This window comes from Kitasatospora sp. NPDC058032 (assembly GCF_042885845.1).
Classification (GTDB): Bacteria; Actinomycetota; Actinomycetes; order Streptomycetales; family Streptomycetaceae; genus Kitasatospora.
The window spans coordinates 131,542-147,505 of sequence record NZ_JBHVRK010000007.1; the positions used below are offsets into that span (position 1 = coordinate 131,542).

A 15,964-nucleotide genomic window follows, 5' to 3' on the forward strand; every position below is an offset into this window, starting at 1 on the left:
GTACACACGCCGTACACGCGATTTCCGGCGGACGACTCCACGCCATTTCGCCGTGCCATTTCGGACGCCCGCCGATTCTCCGGCCGATCCCGGCGATTGCCGACAGCACGATGGGGCGCGGGAATTCCCCGCCGTCATCTCACCACTGGAGCAGATCACCATGCGCTCGTCCGCCCGTACGAAGTTCACCCGGTTCCTGGCCGTCCCCGCCGTCGCCGCGGCCGGCGTGGTCCTCGCGACCGCGCCCGCCTACGCCCGCTCCATCTCGATCGCCGCCGACGGTGCCACGGTGGCGGACTCCGGCCGTACGCTGAACGTCTCCGTGACCTACCAGTGCCTCCCGGAGTTCCAGTCGGCCGCCATCACCGTGCAGGGCACCCAGTCCGGCGTGTCCGGCAGGGGCTCGATCCACGTCCCCTGCGTCGGCGTGCCGGGCAAGGTGACCGTCCCGGTGACCACCGCCTCGGCCGACCAGGCGTGGAGCAGGTCCTCGGTCGACCTTTCGCTGTACATCGCGGACCTCGAACTCAACCGCGTCACCACCACGGCCCGGGTCGTCGCCAACTGACCGTGCGGCGCTGAGGCCGGTCGGCCGAAGGGTGTCCCGGTGCGCACCCGACGCGCACCGGGACACCCCCCACGACGACTGCCCGCCGCGGCCCGACCCGGGGCCGGCCCGCGCCGCCCGGTCAGGCCCAGAAGTCCAGCGCCAACTCGGCGAAGTCCTCCGCGCGTTCGATCTGCGGCATGTGGCCGGTGGCCCGGAACAGGCGGGTGCGGGCCTTCGGCAGGGCCACGCGGGCCGCGGCCAGGTGCCGGGCGGGCAGCACGCGGTCGCGGTCGCCCCAGACGACGAACACCGGCAGGCCCAGGGCGCCGACCCCGGCGAGCAGGGTGCGGCGCCAGGCCTCGTGGGCGCCGCGCGGCGAGCCGAGGTCCGCCAGGACCTCCAGCATCGCGTCCGCCGCGCCGGGCCGGTCGGCCAGGCGCAGCGCGTGCTCGATCCGGGCGGTCGTGGCGAACGACGGATCGTGGAAGATCGCCCGCTCGGCCCGGGCGACGGCGGAGCGGCCGGGGCGGCTCAGCAGCATCCGGCCCAGCGGGCGGACCGCCAGGATCCGCAGGGCGGCGGTGACTTCGCGGCCGAAGCCCGCGCTGCCGGCCAGCAGCAGGCTGTGCACCCGGTCGGGCGCGTCGACGGCGAGCCGCATGGCGACGGCGCCGCCGAGCGAGTTGCCCGCCACCCGGACCGGCTCGCGCACGCCGACTTCGTCGAGGAAGGCGCGCACCGCGGCGGCCAGGGCGGGCAGGGTCGTCGGACCGGGCAGCCGTTCGGAGCCGCCGAAGCCCGGCAGATCGAGGCTGATGACGCGGTGTCCCTCGCCGAGGAGCCGGTGCTGCTCGCTCCAGTCCTCCAGGGATCGGGCGAGGCCGTGGATCAGCAGGACCGGCCGGCCCGTCCCGGTGTCGCGGTAGCGCACGCGCCGCCCGTCCACCGTGACCGTTCGCGGGCCGTCGCCCCCCGCCGGCCCGGCCGCGGCGGGCGAGGAGAAGCGCAGGGCGCCGTCGGCCGCCGGGCCCTCGGCCAGGGTCCGGCGGTCGCGCGGGTAGTTCTGGTGCACCCGCCACGGGGCGGTCGTGCCCTGGCTGGGGAAGTCCTCCAGCGCGCGCCGGACGTACCCGGAGCTCAGGCCGATCAGGGGCTCGCGCTCCAGGGTCGCGGGCGCGACCGGGGTGACCACCTGCTGCCCGGTCCCGTCCAGGTGGGCCAGCAGGCGGCAGACGTAGCGGGCGACCAGGTCGGCCTTGAGGGTCCAGGCGGCATTGGTGTAGCCGATGGTGAAGGCGAAGTTGGGGACGTCGGAGAGCATCATCGCCCGGTACGCGACGTGCCGGCCGAGCTCGATCTCCCGGCCGTCGACGGCCAGCCGCATCCCGCCGAGGGCGAGCAGGCTGAGCCCGGTGGCGGTGACGACGATGTCGGCCGGCAGCTCGGCACCGGACTCCAGGCGCAGGCCGTCCGGGGTGAAGCGCCCGATCCGGTCGGTGACGACCTCGGCGCGGCCCGAGCGGATCGCCCGGAAGAGGTCGGCGTCCGGTACGGCGCACAGCCGCTCGTCCCAGGGGGCGTAGCGCGGGGTGAAGTGCGTCGCCACGTCGTAGCCGGCCGGCAGGCTGCGGCGGACGCCGGCGATCAGCAGCCGGCGGGCCAACCGGGGTGCCCGGCGCGCGAGTCGGTAGGTGGCCAGGCCCACCCGGATGTTCTTCCAGCGCACGATCCGGTTGGCGGTGCGCGGTGGCAGCGCCCGGCGCAGCGTGTCGGCGAGGACGTCCCGGGCCGGGAGGCTGACCAGGTAGGTGGGGGAACGCTGCAGCATCGTCACCTTGGCGGCCCGCGCGGCGAGCGACGGGACCAGGGTGACCGCGGTGGCGCCGCTGCCGATGACGACGACGCGCTTGCCGGTGTGGTCGAGGTCCTCGGGCCACAGCTGCGGGTGGACGAGCCGGCCCGCGAAGTCCTCGACGCCGGGGAAGTCGGGTGTGTGGCCCCGGTCGTAGCGGTAGTAGCCGCTGCAGGCGTAGAGGAACCGGCAGGTGAGCGTCACCGTCCCGCCGCCGCCACCGGGGCCACCCGGGTCGCCGAGTTCGGCGGTCACCGTCCAGCGGGCCTCGGCGCTGGACCACTCGGCGCGCACCACCCGGTGCCGGTAGCGGACCAGGCGGTCCACGCCGTACTCGCCCGCCGTGCGCCGGATGTACTCGCGGACGGAGGCGCCGTCCGCGATCGCCTTCGCGCCGGTCCAGGGCGCGAAGGCGTAACCGAGGGTGAACATGTCGGTGTCGGATCGCACGCCGGGGTAGCGGAAGAGGTCCCAGGTGCCGCCGATCGCGTCCCGCGCCTCCAGGATCGCGACGGACCGCCCGGGGTGCTCGCGCCGCAGGTGACAGGCGGCGCCGATGCCGGACAGCCCGGCTCCGACGATCAGGACGTCGAGGTGCTCCGGCCCGGTCGGCCCGGTCGGCCCCATCGGAGCGGTCGGCCCGGTGTGCGCTGCGGCGTCCACGGAGGTCATCGCTGGGGCCTGGCCCAGCCGGCGGTTCGGCGACATGCCGCCCAGCCTCGAAACCGCACGCGGGGCGTGTCAAGTCCCGGCCGGCCTCCGGCGCCGCCCGCGCCGTCAGGCGAGCGCCTTCTCCAGGGCGGCCAGGTAGTTGCGCATCAGGTGGTCGCGGATGCCCTCGCCGTCCGGGGAGAAGGCGGCGGCACCCAGGCCCTTCGCCCGGTCGCCCACCGCGCCGACCAGCCCGTTCCTGCCCCGGACGTGGCCTTCGGAGTCGATCCGGTGCAGCGTCTCCACATGGGTGAACGCGGGCTCCGGGGGCAGCTCGGGCACGATGTCGTTGTCGTGCACGAAGCGGTGGGTGCGGCCCTGGAGGCCCTTGTCGTAGGCGGCGGCGAGCAGCCGGTCGCAGGTGCGGGGCTGGCCGAAGGTGTAGACGCCGTCGGCCTGGAGCCGGGGGTCCTCCAGGCTCAGCCGGGCGGCGCTGAGCATGGCGAGGGCCCCGCCGAGGCTGTGGCCGGTGAACCAGACGCTCTGCCCGTCGGTGCGCAGGTCGGCGATGGCCTTGGCGACGTCGGGGTACACGGATTCGAGGGCCTCGGCGAAGCCGTAGTGGACGTAGCCGGTGCGGGCGGGTCCGGGCCAGGGCGGGGTGGTCCCGTCGGTGAGCCAGTCGCGGATCTGGGCGGGCTCGGTGCCGCGGAAGGCGGTGACGATCATGTGGTCGCCGGCCATCGTGTAGGCCTGGGTGTCCTGGAGCGGGAACGGCGGGGTGAAGCGGGTCTGATGGTGACGCACCGTGTCGAAGCCCCACTCGCGGGCCTGCGCCTCGATGGTGGCCTCGTCCTTGTAGGCCAGTTCGGCGGCCTCGGCCAGGTTGTAGGCGAGCGGAAGGCTGAATCCGGTGGCTTGCTGGTCGAAGGCGGTGGGTACGGCCACGGTGGAACACTCCTGTCGGGTCGACGGGTGGGACGGCGGGGCCACGCCGGCCCCCACCCGCACCCCGTCCCGGGCATGCGGTCCGCGACGACCGTGTGACCAGGAGTGACGCTACCCCGACCGCCGTTCGTGGGCGACCGGACAGCGCGGGGCCCCGGCGGACGGGTGCGCCGTCCACCGGGGCCCGCCCCGCCCTGCCGGCTAGCAGATCCTCGGCAGCTGCTCCCCCATCGGCAGGTCGACCACCCGGGTGCCGCCGAACGCCGTCCGGGCGACGACCGTGCCGGGGTGCTCGGCCACGCACTCGCCGATCACCGCCGCGCCCGCGCCCAGCGGGTGCGCCCGCACCGCCGCGAGCACCGCGTCCGCCTCCGCGCGCGGTACGAAGGCCACCAGCTTGCCCTCGTTGGCGACGTACATCGGGTCCAGGCCCAGCACGGCGCAGGCGTTGGCCACCTCGGGCGGCACGGGGACGGCGCGCTCGTTCACCACCACGCCCACGCCAGCCGCCGCCGCGATCTCGTTGAGCGCCGCGCCCAGCCCGCCCCGGGTGGGGTCGCGCAGCACGTGCAGGTCGGGCGTGACGGCCAGCATCGCCTCGACCAGGCCGCCGAGAGCCGCGCAGTCGCTCTCGATCGCGACCCCGAACTCCAGGCCCTCGCGCACGCTCATGATCGCCACGCCGTGCAGCCCGATGGCCCCGCTGACGATCACCACGTCGCCCGGCACCGCCCGCTGCGGCCGGATGTCCACGCCCGCCGGGACGAGCCCGATCCCGGCGGTGTTCAGGTAGACGCCGTCACCGCGGCCGGCCTCGACCACCTTGGTGTCCCCGGTGACGACCTCCACCCCGGCCGCCCGCGCGGCGGCGCCGAGGGCGCGGGCCACCCGGTCCACCACCGCCATCTCCACCCCCTCCTCCAGGATGAACCCGCAGGACAGGTAGGCGGGCCGCGCCCCGCTCATGGCGAGGTCGTTGACCGTTCCGTTGACGGCCAGGTCGCCGATGCTGCCGCCGGGGAAGAACAGCGGCCGCACGACGTAGGAGTCGGTGGAGAACGCGAGCCGGGCGCCGCCGAGTTCGAGCACGGCGGAGTCGGCGAGGCCGGCCAGCGTCCGGCCGCCGTAGGCGGGGGCGAACACGCCCGCCACCAGTTCGGCGGAGAGCGCCCCGCCGCCGCCGTGCCCCATCACCACCCGGGGGTGGTCGCGCAGCGGCAGCGGACAGCTCCACCCGGAGAAGTCGGCCGCGACGGACGGCTCGGCCGGGGTCCCCGCCGGGTTCTCCGTCAGGGTCTCGGTGTCAGCCAACGGGGCTCGCCTCCCGGGAAACGCCCGGCGCGCCCAGCCGCCGGTAGAGGTAGTAGGCGGCGCAGGCCCCCTCGCTGGACACCATGGTCGCGCCGAGCGGGTTGCGCGGGGTGCAGACGGTGCCGAACGCCTCGCACCGGTCCGGCTTGAGCAGCCCCTGCAGCACCTCGCCGCTGCGGCACTGCTCGGGCTCGCGGGTGGTGATCCCGGTGACGTCGAAGCGGTACTCGGCGTCGTGGTCGCGGTAGCGCGGCGAGAGCCGCCACCCGCTGTCCGGAATGACGCCGATCCCCCGCCAGGCCCGGTCGGCCACCTCGAAGACGTCCGCCAGCATGGCCCGGGCCGCCGGGTTCCCCTCCGGACGGACGGCCCGCGGGTAGGCGTTCTCGACGGTGTGCTCACCGCGCTCCAACTGCCGCACGGTGCGGCGGATCCCCTCCAGGATGTCCAGCGGTTCGAAGCCGGTGACCACGATCGGCACCCGGTGGCGCTCGGCCAGCGCCGGGTACTCCTCGATGCCCATCACGCTGCACACGTGCCCGGCGGCGAGGAAGGCCTGCACCCGGCACTCCGGCGCGTTCATGATGGCCTCGACCGCCGGGGGCACCCGTACGTGCGAGACCAGCATGCTGAAGTTGCGCACGCCCTGCTTCCTCGCCTGGTGGACGGCCATGGCGTTCGGCGGGGCGGTGGTCTCGAAGCCGATGCCGAAGAACACCACCTCGCGGTCCGGGTTCTCCCTGGCGATCCGCAGCGCGTCCAACGGCGAGTAGACCACCCGCACGTCCCCGCCCTCGCCGCGGACCCGGAACAGGTCGCGGTCGGTGCCCGGCACCCGCAGCATGTCGCCGAAGGAGCAGAAGATCACCCCGGGCCGGGAGGCGATGGCCAGCGCCCGGTCGATCACCTCCAGCGGGGTCACGCACACCGGGCAGCCCGGCCCGTGGATCAGTTCCACCTCTTCGGGCAGCAGTTGGTCGATCCCGTGCCGGATGATGCTGTGCGTCTGCCCGCCGCACACCTCCATCAGCGCCCACGGCCGGGTCACCGCCGCCCGGATGTCGGCGAGCAGTCCGCCCGCCAGCTCCGGGTTCTGGAACTCCTCCAGGTACCTCAATTCCGCTCCTCCGTTCCGGCCGGCCCGGCCGCCGCCTCCCACGGGTCTCCGAACTCCTCCTGCAGCAGGCCGAGTTCGGCGAAGAGGTCGAGGGTCCGCCGGGCCGACTCCTCGTCCAGCCGCTGCAGCGCGAACCCCACGTGCACGATGGCGTACTCACCCACCGCCAGATCGGGCAGGTACTCCAGGCAGACGTCCTTGACGACGCCGCCGAAGTCGACGACCGCCATCCGCGTGCCGTCCCGCTCCGCGATCTCCATCACCCTGCCGGGCACCGCCAGGCACATGCGCTCTCTCCCATCGACTCTCGACTCTCGACTCTCGACTCGGCTCTCGACTCGGCTCTCGACTCGCAACTCTCAAGCGACGTACGGCCCGTCGGCCCGGGCCGCCACCATCAGCTGGCCGAGCGCCAGCCCGCCGTCGTTGGGCGGCACCCGGCGGTGGCGCAGCACGGTGAACCCGTCGGCCCGCAGGCCCCGGCCGCAGTCGGCGGAGAGCAGCGCGTTGGCGAAGACCCCGCCGGTCAGCGCGACCGTCTCCGGTCCGCCCTCCTCCCGGGCGGCCCGGCACATGGCGCGGACCAGGTCGGCCACCGCGGCGTGGAAGCGGGCGGCGACCAGGCCGGCGGACGCCCCGGCGGCGAGGTCGGCGACCGCCGCCGCCAGCACCGGCCCGGGGTCCCCGACCAGCACGCCGTGCTCGTGGCGCAGCGCGAAGGCGTACCCGTCGGCCGGTCCGTGCTCCAGCGCCGCCGCCTCCAGCTCGACCGCCGCCTGCGCCTCGTACCCGGCCAGCCGGCAGACCCCGGCCAGCGCGGACACCGCGTCGAACAGCCGCCCCATGCTGGAGGTCGGCACGCAGTTCAGCGAACGCTCCAACTGACGCTCAAGAACGGCCAGTTCATCACCCGGACAGTCCCGGACGGCGGGCAGGTCGGCCGTCCACGGCAGACCCGCGGCCCACAGGTGGGCGAGCGCCATCCGGTACGGGCGGCGCACCGCCGCGTCGCCGCCCGGCAGCGGTACGTACGCCAGCCGGCCGAACCGGCGGAAGCCGTCGTAGTCGGCGAGCAGCACCTCGCCGCCCCACACCGCGCCGTCGTCGCCGTAGCCGGTGCCGTCGAACGCGACGCCGATGACCGGGCGGCGGCCGTCCAGTCCGTGCTCGGCCATGGCCGAGGCGACGTGCGCGTGGTGGTGCTGCACCGTCCGCACCTGCGCCGCCGGGTGGGTGCGCCGGGCGTGCCGGGCGGAGCGGTAGCCGGGGTGGCGGTCCACCGCCAGCACCTCCGGACGCACGGCGGTGACGGCCCCCAGCTGCGCCGCCGCGCGGTCGAAGGCGCCCAGCGTGGCGAGGTCGTCCATGTCCCCGATGTGGCCGGACAGCCAGGCGTAGCCGCCCTCGGCCAGCGCGAAGGTGTTCTTCAGGTCGCCGCCGGCGGCCAGCGCGGGCCGGACCGGCACGGGGAGCGGCAGCGGCAGCGGCGCGTAGCCGCGCGAGCGCCGCAGCGGCAGTTGTTCCCCGTCGACCACCCGCACCACCGAGTCCTCGCAGGGGACGTGGATGGTCCGGTCGTGGGTCAGCCAGGCGTCGACCAGCGGGGCGAGCCGGGTGAGGGCCTCCCGGTCGTCGGTCACGATGGGCTCACCGGACAGGTTGGCGCTGGTCATCACCAGCAGCCCGGGCCCGGGCGGGGCGAGCAGCAGGTGGTGCAGCGGGGTGTAGGGCAGCATGACGCCGAGGTCGGGGCTGCCGGGCGCCACGGCGTCCAGCGCCCGCCCAGAACGGCGCAGCAGCACGATCGGCCGGGCCGCGCCGGTGAGCAGTTCCTCCTCGACCGGGCCCGGCCGGACCAGGGCGGCGATCTCCGCGAGGTCCCGGGCCATCAGCGCGAAGGGCTTGGCGCCGCGCCGCTTGCGCAGGCGCAGCCGGGTGACGCTCTCCTCGTTCCGCGCGTCGCAGGCCAGGTGGTAGCCGCCGAGGCCCTTGACGGCGAGGACCGCCCCCTCGCGCAGCAGCCGGCGGGCCCCGTCGAGGGCGGCCTCGCGCTCGACGTCCGGCCGGCCGGGGACGGTGAGGACGAGCCGGGGCCCGCAGGCGTGGCAGCAGACCGGCTGGGCGTGGAAGCGCCGGTCGGCGGGGTCGGTGTACTCCCGGGTGCAGTCGGGGCAGAGCGGGAAGCCGGCCATGGTGGTGTTGGCCCGGTCGTAGGGCAGGCCGGTGACGATGGTGTGGCGCGGGCCGCAGTTGGTGCAGCTGATGAACGGGTGGCGGTGGCGGCGGTCGCCCGGGTCGGCGAGTTCGGCGAGGCAGTCGGCGCAGGTGGCGGTGTCCGGCGGTACCAGGGTCCGGCGCGGGCCGTCGCCTCGGGACGGGGTGATGGCGAAGCCGCGGTCGCCGGTGGCGGGCAGGGGCGTGTGCTCGACGGCGGCGACCAGGGCGAGCGGCGGCGCGTCGCCCGCGACGCGGCGGCAGAACGCCTCGACCGCCGCGCGTTCGCCCTCGACCTCGGCCAGGACGCCCTCGCCGGTGTTGGTGACGGTGCCGGCGAGTCCCAGCTCGGTGGCGAGCGCGAAGACGAAAGGCCGGAAGCCGACGCCCTGGACGAGCCCGCTGACGGCCACCCGGCGCCGCTCCCGGCCCGCCGGTGCCGCAGCCGGCGTCACGACGTCTCCGCGACCGCGTGCTCGTGGTCGTGCTCGTCCTCGTGCGGATGCGCGTGCGGGTGGGTGTGTCCGTGCCCGTCCCCGTGCGTGTGCCCGTGCTGCGGCGCACCCGCCATCACCGGCCGGTGGACCGGCACGCCGTCCAGCACCGCGAGGGCCCGCTCCAGCAGTTCCCCCACCCCCTGCCCGGTACGGGCCGAGGTGTGGACCACCTCCACGCCGGGGTTGACCCGCGCGACGGCGGCCAGGAACGCGGCCTCGTCGAACTCCACCGCCGCCGCCAGATCCGCCTTGGTCACCAGCACCAGGTTGGCCAGCCCGAACGCCGTCGGGTACTTGAGCGGCTTGTCCTCCCCCTCGGTGACCGAGGCGAGCACCACCCGCAGCGACTCGCCCAGGTCGTAGGAGGCCGGGCAGACCAGGTTGCCGACGTTCTCCACGAACAGCAGCCTGGTGCCCTCGGGGAGCCAGCCGGCCAACTGCCCGGTGAGCATCCCGGTCTCCAGGTGGCACAGCCCGTCGGTGAGCACCTGCTTCACCGGCACGCCCGAACGGGCGAGGCGCACCGCGTCGTTCTCCGTCGCGAGGTCGGCGGTGAGCGCCGCGACGGCGATCCCGCGCTCCCGGGCCAGCCCGAGTTCGGCCTCCAGCAGCGCCGTCTTCCCGCTGCCCGGGCTGGAGAGCAGGTTCACCACGACGGTGCCCCGGGCGAGCAGCCGGGCGCGCAGCTCACGGGCCCCCTCGTCGTTCCGGGCGAGGACCGCCTGCCGGAGTTCCACCGAGCGACACATGGGTTTCAGCCTTCCTGTCCGGCACCGGCCCCGGCGCCCGGCGGGCGTGCGGCCCACTCGACGCCGAGGATCTGCAGTTCGCGGCCCGCCAGCAGCTCGACCCGGCCGCCGGCGGCGCAGTGCGGGCAGCCGAGGTCGGGCGGCATGCCGACGGCCCACTCGCCCGCGCACGGCAGACACCTGGCCCGCGCGGGAACCGCCTCGGTCTCCAGCACCGCGCCCTCCACCAGCGTTCCGGCGCAGGCCAGTTCGAAGCAGAAGTCGAGGGCCGCGGGCACCACCCCGGCCAGCTCGCCGACCTGCAGGCGCACCCGCGCGACCGCGTCCGCGCCGTGCGCGCGCGCCGCGGCGTCCACCTGCTCGACGACGGCCGTCGCGATCGACATCTCGTGCATGGGGCCCCGTTCCCGCCGTGGGAGGCAACAGGCCTCATTACAGGCCGCGGCGGCGGCAGCGGCCCGAAGCCGCGCCGCCGCCGCGCCCGGGACTACACCGGACGCACCAACACCCCGCTCACATCCGGCGGATGCGCAGATAGCGCTTCAGGTCGTCCAGGTTCTGCACGACCAGCGCCACGACGGCGGCCAGTACGGCCAGGCACAGCAGCTTCCTCATGACGGTGAAACCTCTCTCTTGGCCAGTTCCCGGGCACCGACGGTCCGCAGGACCAGCCGGACCGCCTCCTCGACGGCGGCGGCCACCGGTGCGCTCAGTCCGATCCCCTCCTCCAGCGACCGCGGCTCGCACCCCACCACGAGGACCCGGGCGGGCGGGGAGCCGCCCGTCCCGGCGGCCAGCGTGCCGAGCAGCGCGAGCACGGCGTCCGGGCCCATCCGGTGCCCGTCCAGCACGGGCGCCTCCACCGGTCCGGCGTCCGCCTCGATGAGGTAGACCGTGCCCGGCTCGCCGCCGCGGGCGGTGGCGTCGACGAGCACCAGCATCCGGTAGCCGTCCAGGAGCTGGTAGGCCAGGTGGACCCCGCGCACGCCGACGTCGAGCAGTTCGACGTCGGGCGGCAGCGGGTGCTCGCGCAGCCGCCGCACGGTCTCCACGCCGAAGCCGTCGTCGCCGAGGAAGATGTTGCCGACCCCGGCGACCAGCACCTTTCCCCCTGCCGCCTTTCCCTCCGCCCTTCCCTCCGTCACGGCGCCTCCAGCGGGGTGATCTCGTCGGGCTGGAAGTAGCGGAAGCGGCCCTGGGCCCGCCACAGGTCGGCGCCGGGGTCGTCCTCCAGGGTGACCGCCAGGTGCACCGAGCCGTCGACGTCGTGCAGCACGGCCTCCACCAGGGCGGTCCGGCCGTCCAGGAAGAGGTCCTGGGCGTCGGTGCGCCGCCGTCCGGGCCGCAGCAGGACGCGGCTGCCGGCGCCGACCTCGCGGCCGTCGACCAGGACCTTGTCCCGGTCCGGGTCCACCTCGGGGTCGTCGCCCGGGTCCCACCAGGGCCGGTCGGGAGCGTTGCCGGTGATCGCGCGCAGGCCGCGCACGGCGCCGTGCAGCCGCTCCAGCACCTCGGGCGGCATCGAGTCGGCGAGGTCGATCACCGCGCCGGCCCGGTCGTCGGTGCCCCGGGCCTCCCGCTTCTCGCGGTCCGTCAGGGCGGCGGTGCGCAGCGCGAGGATCTCGTCGATCTCGGTGGCGTCGTAGAGGGCGCCGGGGCTCTCGGGGGCGATGGCCGGGTGGTCCTCCAGGATGATCGGCGAGGAGAGCACCACCCGGTCGCGGCCGGGCGGGCCGGCCAGCACCGGCCAGGTGTGCTCGTTGCGGCACGACGCCACGGCCGCCCGGGCCCATTCGGGCGGGTCGGTCGGCGACAGGAAGGAGCCGTGGTCGAGCCCCAGCAGCAGGTGCGCCGAGACCAGCGAGCGTGCCAGTGCCGCGTCCCGCCCGTCCTCGGGCCGCGGCGCCCAGTCGGTGGTGTTCTCCACCACGGCGGTCAGCAGTCGCACCCCGTACGGTCCGGGGACGTCCCGGGCGGTCAGCCGCAGCAGGCCGTCGGTCCGCTCCCAGCGGCGCAGCAGCCGGCCGACGGTGGCGCCGTCCGCGCGCAGCCGTTCCACTTCCCGGCCGGCCGGGAGATGGAAGGGCCGGACCACCTCGCCGGCCAACTCCTCCACCCCGACGACGAGTTCGACGCGGTCCTCGACGCCCTCGTCCCACGGCACCAGGACCCGGTCGGCGAGCTCCAGCTCCTCGACCTCCTCGTAGCCGCCGCGGGTGGCCCGCTCGACGGTGCGCCGCCGCGCCCGCAGGAAGCGCAGTTCGACGGCCAGCCGGTCGCCGGGGCGCGGTTCCATGAGGCATTCGGTGCGCTGGTGGAAGTGCTCGCCGCGGTCCGCTCCGTAGCCCGGCGGGACGAGGACGCCGAACTGCCAGCGCAGCCGGTTCTTGGCCGCCGAGGCCCGGTAGGGGTAGAGCACGTAGCCCTCGAACAGGACGGCGTCGGCGATCTGCCGGGCCTGGGCGAACCTGGCCTCGACCTCGGGGGTGAAGGCGGTGGCGGGGGCGGTCACCGGGCCGCCTCCCCGACCTCGGCGCCGGCCAGCAGTTCACGCACGGTGGCCTCCCAGGTCGGCAGGGCGCGGCGCGAGCGGTAGGCGAGCAGCGCGTCCATCACGTCCTCGGGCAGCCGCAGCCAGCCGCAACCCGGGAAGTGCCGGTCGATCGCCTCGCGCCACACCCGAACCGGCATCCGCACGGTGGCCTCCCGGTCCCAGGGCACCGGGGAGACCTGGAATCCGCCGGGTCCGGCGAAGGCGGTGCCGGAGAACAGCAGCAGCAGCGGGACCTCGCCGTCGCCCAGGGCCCGCAGGTAGCGGGCGGCGGCGACGTCCTGGTCGTAGCTGCAGGGGACGGGCAGGTCGAGTTCGGTCCAGCCGGTGAAGCCGGGGACCATCAGCGGCACCTGGGCGAACTCGACCGGGTTGAGGGTGGTGCCCCAGCGCGCGCGTTCGCCGAACAGGTCGGTGAGCCGCCCGGCCTGCGCCTCGTCGTAGCCGCGCCGGGCGGGTTCGATGCGCAGCTGGCAACGGAGGGCCAGGGCGTGCACCCGGGTCTCGGGCGGGGCGGTGATCCGCAGCCGGAAGAGCAGGGTCGGCCCGGCGGCGTGCTCGGCGGCCCGGACGGCGGTGCAGGAGAAGGCGAGCGGGGTCATCGGGGTCCGTCCTCTCCCAGCGGCCGGGCCCGGCCCGCGAGCCGGGCGAAGAAGGCGTCGAGCTCGGCCCTCGCCTCGGCCCCGCCGTCGAACCCCTTCCAGCAGCGCCGCAGCCGGCCGACCAGTTCGTAGCAGGTGTCGATCGGCACCAGCAGGCAGTGGATCCCGGTGTCGGTGCGGCGCAGCAGCAGCGCCTCCACGTCGGGTTCCAGGGCGGCGGCGAGCCGGCTGCCGCCGAGGGCGCTCCGCCAGGCGGCCTCGTCGGGTTCGCTCTCGGTGGCGCCGCCGGGGCCGGGGTAGAGCAGGACGAGCCGGTCCTGGCGGGAGTTGCGGAACAGGAAGGCGGTGCCGACCGGGATGCCGAGGGAGGCCCAGGCCTGCTCGTCGATCCGGTGGCCGGTCTCGGCGAGGTGGCGGTCGGGGACGTGCCGGTAGCGTCCGCCGGCCGCGCCGGGCCGGCGGAACAGCAGTCCGCAGGCGGTGCAGACGCAGGTGAGGGTCTGTTCCTCGGTGTCCACCAGGTGCCGGTGCGACGGGGGGACGCCCTGGCCGCAGAAGGCGCAGCGCTCGGCCTGCGGCGGTGCGGGCTCGCGCAGCCGGTGCAGCAGGGCGGTGCCGGGGCGGGCGAGTCGGCGGGTGCTCACCGGGCGGCCCCCGCCGAGGTGTCCGGGCGGGTGCCGATCTGCAGGAGCTGCGGCGCGCGTTCGAACACCGTGCTGGTCACCTCGGGCGCGTGGCAGGCGAGCACGGCCTCGACGTCCTCCTCGGAGCAGCCGCAGCCGCCGCGGGTGCGGCGCAGCCGGACGGTGCCGGTGGCGGGGTCGAAGCCGACCAGCTCGACGGGTTCGGGCAGCGCGGCCAGCGCCCGGGCGATCCGGGCCCCGGTGTCCTCGGGGTGCAGTTCGTGCAGGACGAGCAGTCCGGCGACCGCCGGGTCGTCCAGCAGCGCGGCGAGGGCGGGCCCGGGCAGTGCGGCGACGATCCGGGCGAGGCCGTCGTGGTAGAAGTCCATGAGGTCGCGCGCCAGTTGTTCGCCGGCCTGCCGGCCGGCGCCGTCCCCGTCGAGCCCCTCCAGCCGGTCCAGGGCCTCCTGGACGCGTTGCCCGGTCTGTTCCGCCGTCATGCGGTGAGCCCGCTCAGGCCGGTGGGCACGTGCAGCTGCTGCACGGTCCGGCCGCCGCCGACGTACATGTGCACGCCGCAGGGCAGACAGGGGTCGAAGCTGCGGACGGCCCGCATGATGTCGATGCCCTTGAAGTTCTCCGGCGGGTTCTCCTCGAAGATCGGCGTGTTCTGCACCGCGTCCTCGTAGGGCCCGGGCGTGCCGTAGCTGTCGCGCACGCTGGCGTTCCACGGGGTGGGCGGGTACGGGTGGTAGTTGGCGATCTTGCCGTCACGGATCACCAGGTGGTGCGACAGGACGCCGCGCACGGCCTCGGTGAAGCCGCAGCCGATGGACTCGTCGGGCACCTCGAAGCGCTCCCAGGTCTGGCTGCGCCCGGCCCGGACCTCGTCCAGCGCCTTCTCCGCGAAGTGCAGGGCGCAGGCGGCCGCGTAGGCCTGGAAGTAGGTGCGGGCGCGGTTGCGCTCGATGGCGTTGCTCCACTGCGGGATCTTCCACTCGAAGGTGGTCTCCGGCTTGGTCATCGAGCGCGGCAGGTTGATCTTCACGCTGTGCCCGGTGGCCTTGACGTAGCCGATGTCGACCAGCCCGGAGAGCGCGGTGGACCACAGGCGGGCGATCGGGCCGCCGCCGGTGTCCAGGGCGAGGTGCTCGGTGCCGTCGAACCAGCGCGGGGACATCACCCAGCTGTACTTGTCGTCGAAGTCGCGCTTCTGCGGGGCGGGGATGGTGTGCTGGTTCCAGGGGTGGCGGGGGTCGACCGGGTTGCCGAGCGGGTCGTGGGTGACGAAGAGCTCCTCGCCCTGCCAGTCCTGGTAGTAGGAGCTGCCGAGCAGGATGCGGATGCCGAGGTTGATCCGGGTGAGGTCGTTGGTGACCAGCTTGCCGTCGACCACGACACCGGGGGTGACGAACATCCGCCGGCCCCAGTCGGTCATGTTGCGGTAGGTGAAGTCGCAGTGGTCGGGGTCGTTGAGGCTGCCCCAGCAGCCGAGCAGGACGCGCCGCCGGCCGACCTCCTCGTAGCCGGGCAGGGCCTCGTAGAAGAAGTCGAAGAGGTCGTCGTGCAGCGGCACGACCTTCTTCATGAACTCCACGTAGCGCATCAGCCGGGTCAGGTAGTCGGTGAACAGCTGGACGGTGGCCACCGTGCCGACGCCGCCCGGGTAGAGCGTGGAGGGGTGCACATGGCGGCCCTCCATCAGGCAGAACATCTCCCGGGTGTAGCGGCTGACCTGGAGCGCCTCGCGGTAGAACTCGCCCTCGATGGGGTTGAGCGAGCGCATGATGTCGGCGATGGTGCGGTAGCCGTGGTCGCCGGCGTGCGGGGCCTCGGTGCGCTCGGCGAGCTCCAGCACGCCCGGGTTGGTCTCGCGGACCATCTTCTCGCAGTAGTCGACCCCGACCAGGTTCTCCTGGAAGATGTTGTGGTCGAACATGTACTCGGCGGCCTCGCCGAGGTTGATGATCCACTCACCGAGGTGCGGGGGCTTGACGCCGTACGCCATGTTCTGGGCGTAGACCGAACAGGTGGCGTGGTTGTCGCCGCAGATGCCGCAGATCCGGCTGGTGATGAAGTGCGCGTCGCGCGGGTCCTTGCCCCGCATGAAGACGCTGTAGCCGCGGAAGACCGAGGAGGTGCTGTAACACTCCGCGACCCTCTTCTGCTTGAAGTCGATCTTCGTGTGGATGCCCAGGCTGCCCACGATCCGGGTGATCGGGTCCCAGGACATCTCCACCAGGCCGCTGCCGTCCCCGGCCGCCCTGCTCGTCGTCGTCATCGTGTCTGTCGTGCCCTT

At 74.6% G+C, this 15,964-nt stretch carries 16 protein-coding genes; 1 reads left to right on the forward strand and 15 read right to left on the reverse strand.

Annotated features, from left to right (window positions below; genetic code table 11):
* Positions 1-160: 160 nt before the first annotated feature.
* The gene (locus ACFVUH_RS14070) at positions 161-568 is read left to right on the forward strand and encodes a hypothetical protein (RefSeq protein WP_355363187.1); all 408 of its coding nucleotides are present in this window, start codon (positions 161-163) and stop codon (positions 566-568) included.
* A 121-nt stretch (positions 569-689) separates the two neighbouring features.
* Here ACFVUH_RS14070 and ACFVUH_RS14075 read toward each other — a convergent pair whose 3' ends face one another.
* From ACFVUH_RS14075 to ACFVUH_RS14145, 15 genes are all read right to left on the reverse strand, one after another.
* The gene (locus ACFVUH_RS14075) at positions 690-3,110 is read right to left on the reverse strand and encodes an alpha/beta fold hydrolase (RefSeq protein ID WP_387913299.1); all 2,421 of its coding nucleotides are present in this window, start codon (positions 3,108-3,110) and stop codon (positions 690-692) included.
* A gap of 69 nt (positions 3,111-3,179) precedes the next feature.
* A complete protein-coding gene (locus ACFVUH_RS14080) occupies positions 3,180-4,001 on the reverse strand; it encodes a lipase family protein (RefSeq protein ID WP_387913301.1) in 822 nt (273 codons plus the stop codon).
* 201 nt (positions 4,002-4,202) lie between these two features.
* Positions 4,203-5,192: a hydrogenase expression/formation protein HypE gene (hypE, locus tag ACFVUH_RS14085; protein ID WP_387913578.1), complete on the reverse strand. Its 990-nt coding sequence runs from the start codon at positions 5,190-5,192 to the stop codon at positions 4,203-4,205.
* Positions 5,193-5,304: 112 nt separating this feature from the next.
* A complete protein-coding gene (gene hypD, locus ACFVUH_RS14090) occupies positions 5,305-6,429 on the reverse strand; it encodes a hydrogenase formation protein HypD (protein ID WP_355363179.1) in 1,125 nt (374 codons plus the stop codon).
* Entirely contained in the window at positions 6,426-6,716 is a 291-nt protein-coding gene (locus ACFVUH_RS14095; protein WP_355363177.1) for a HypC/HybG/HupF family hydrogenase formation chaperone, read from the reverse strand. Before ACFVUH_RS14095 ends, hypD begins: the two co-directional genes overlap by 4 nt.
* 72 nt (positions 6,717-6,788) lie before the next feature.
* The gene (hypF, locus tag ACFVUH_RS14100; RefSeq protein WP_387913303.1) at positions 6,789-9,098 is read right to left on the reverse strand and encodes a carbamoyltransferase HypF; all 2,310 of its coding nucleotides are present in this window, start codon (positions 9,096-9,098) and stop codon (positions 6,789-6,791) included.
* Entirely contained in the window at positions 9,095-9,889 is a 795-nt protein-coding gene (gene hypB / locus ACFVUH_RS14105) for a hydrogenase nickel incorporation protein HypB (RefSeq protein ID WP_387913304.1), read from the reverse strand. Before hypB ends, hypF begins: the two co-directional genes overlap by 4 nt.
* 5 nt (positions 9,890-9,894) lie before the next feature.
* Positions 9,895-10,284, reverse strand: coding sequence for a hydrogenase maturation nickel metallochaperone HypA (gene hypA / locus ACFVUH_RS14110; protein ID WP_355363171.1), 390 nt, complete (start codon positions 10,282-10,284; stop codon positions 9,895-9,897).
* 118 nt (positions 10,285-10,402) lie between these two features.
* Positions 10,403-10,504 (reverse strand): DUF6893 family small protein, encoded by a 102-nt coding sequence (locus ACFVUH_RS14115; protein WP_387913305.1) that lies wholly within the window; start codon positions 10,502-10,504, stop codon positions 10,403-10,405.
* Complete coding sequence (locus ACFVUH_RS14120; RefSeq protein ID WP_387913307.1) at positions 10,501-11,034, reverse strand: hydrogenase maturation protease; 534 nt, start codon at positions 11,032-11,034, stop codon at positions 10,501-10,503. The genes ACFVUH_RS14115 and ACFVUH_RS14120 overlap by 4 nt, the downstream gene beginning before the upstream one ends.
* Positions 11,031-12,401, reverse strand: coding sequence for a hypothetical protein (locus ACFVUH_RS14125; RefSeq protein ID WP_387913309.1), 1,371 nt, complete (start codon positions 12,399-12,401; stop codon positions 11,031-11,033). Before ACFVUH_RS14125 ends, ACFVUH_RS14120 begins: the two co-directional genes overlap by 4 nt.
* Complete coding sequence (locus ACFVUH_RS14130) at positions 12,398-13,042, reverse strand: DUF6084 family protein (protein WP_355363165.1); 645 nt, start codon at positions 13,040-13,042, stop codon at positions 12,398-12,400. Before ACFVUH_RS14130 ends, ACFVUH_RS14125 begins: the two co-directional genes overlap by 4 nt.
* Positions 13,039-13,686, reverse strand: coding sequence for a DUF5947 family protein (locus ACFVUH_RS14135; protein ID WP_387913310.1), 648 nt, complete (start codon positions 13,684-13,686; stop codon positions 13,039-13,041). The genes ACFVUH_RS14130 and ACFVUH_RS14135 overlap by 4 nt, the downstream gene beginning before the upstream one ends.
* Positions 13,683-14,165: a thioredoxin gene (locus tag ACFVUH_RS14140; RefSeq protein WP_387913311.1), complete on the reverse strand. Its 483-nt coding sequence runs from the start codon at positions 14,163-14,165 to the stop codon at positions 13,683-13,685. The genes ACFVUH_RS14135 and ACFVUH_RS14140 overlap by 4 nt, the downstream gene beginning before the upstream one ends.
* Positions 14,162-15,946, reverse strand: coding sequence for a nickel-dependent hydrogenase large subunit (locus ACFVUH_RS14145; RefSeq protein WP_355363159.1), 1,785 nt, complete (start codon positions 15,944-15,946; stop codon positions 14,162-14,164). Before ACFVUH_RS14145 ends, ACFVUH_RS14140 begins: the two co-directional genes overlap by 4 nt.
* Positions 15,947-15,964: the final 18 nt, after the last annotated feature.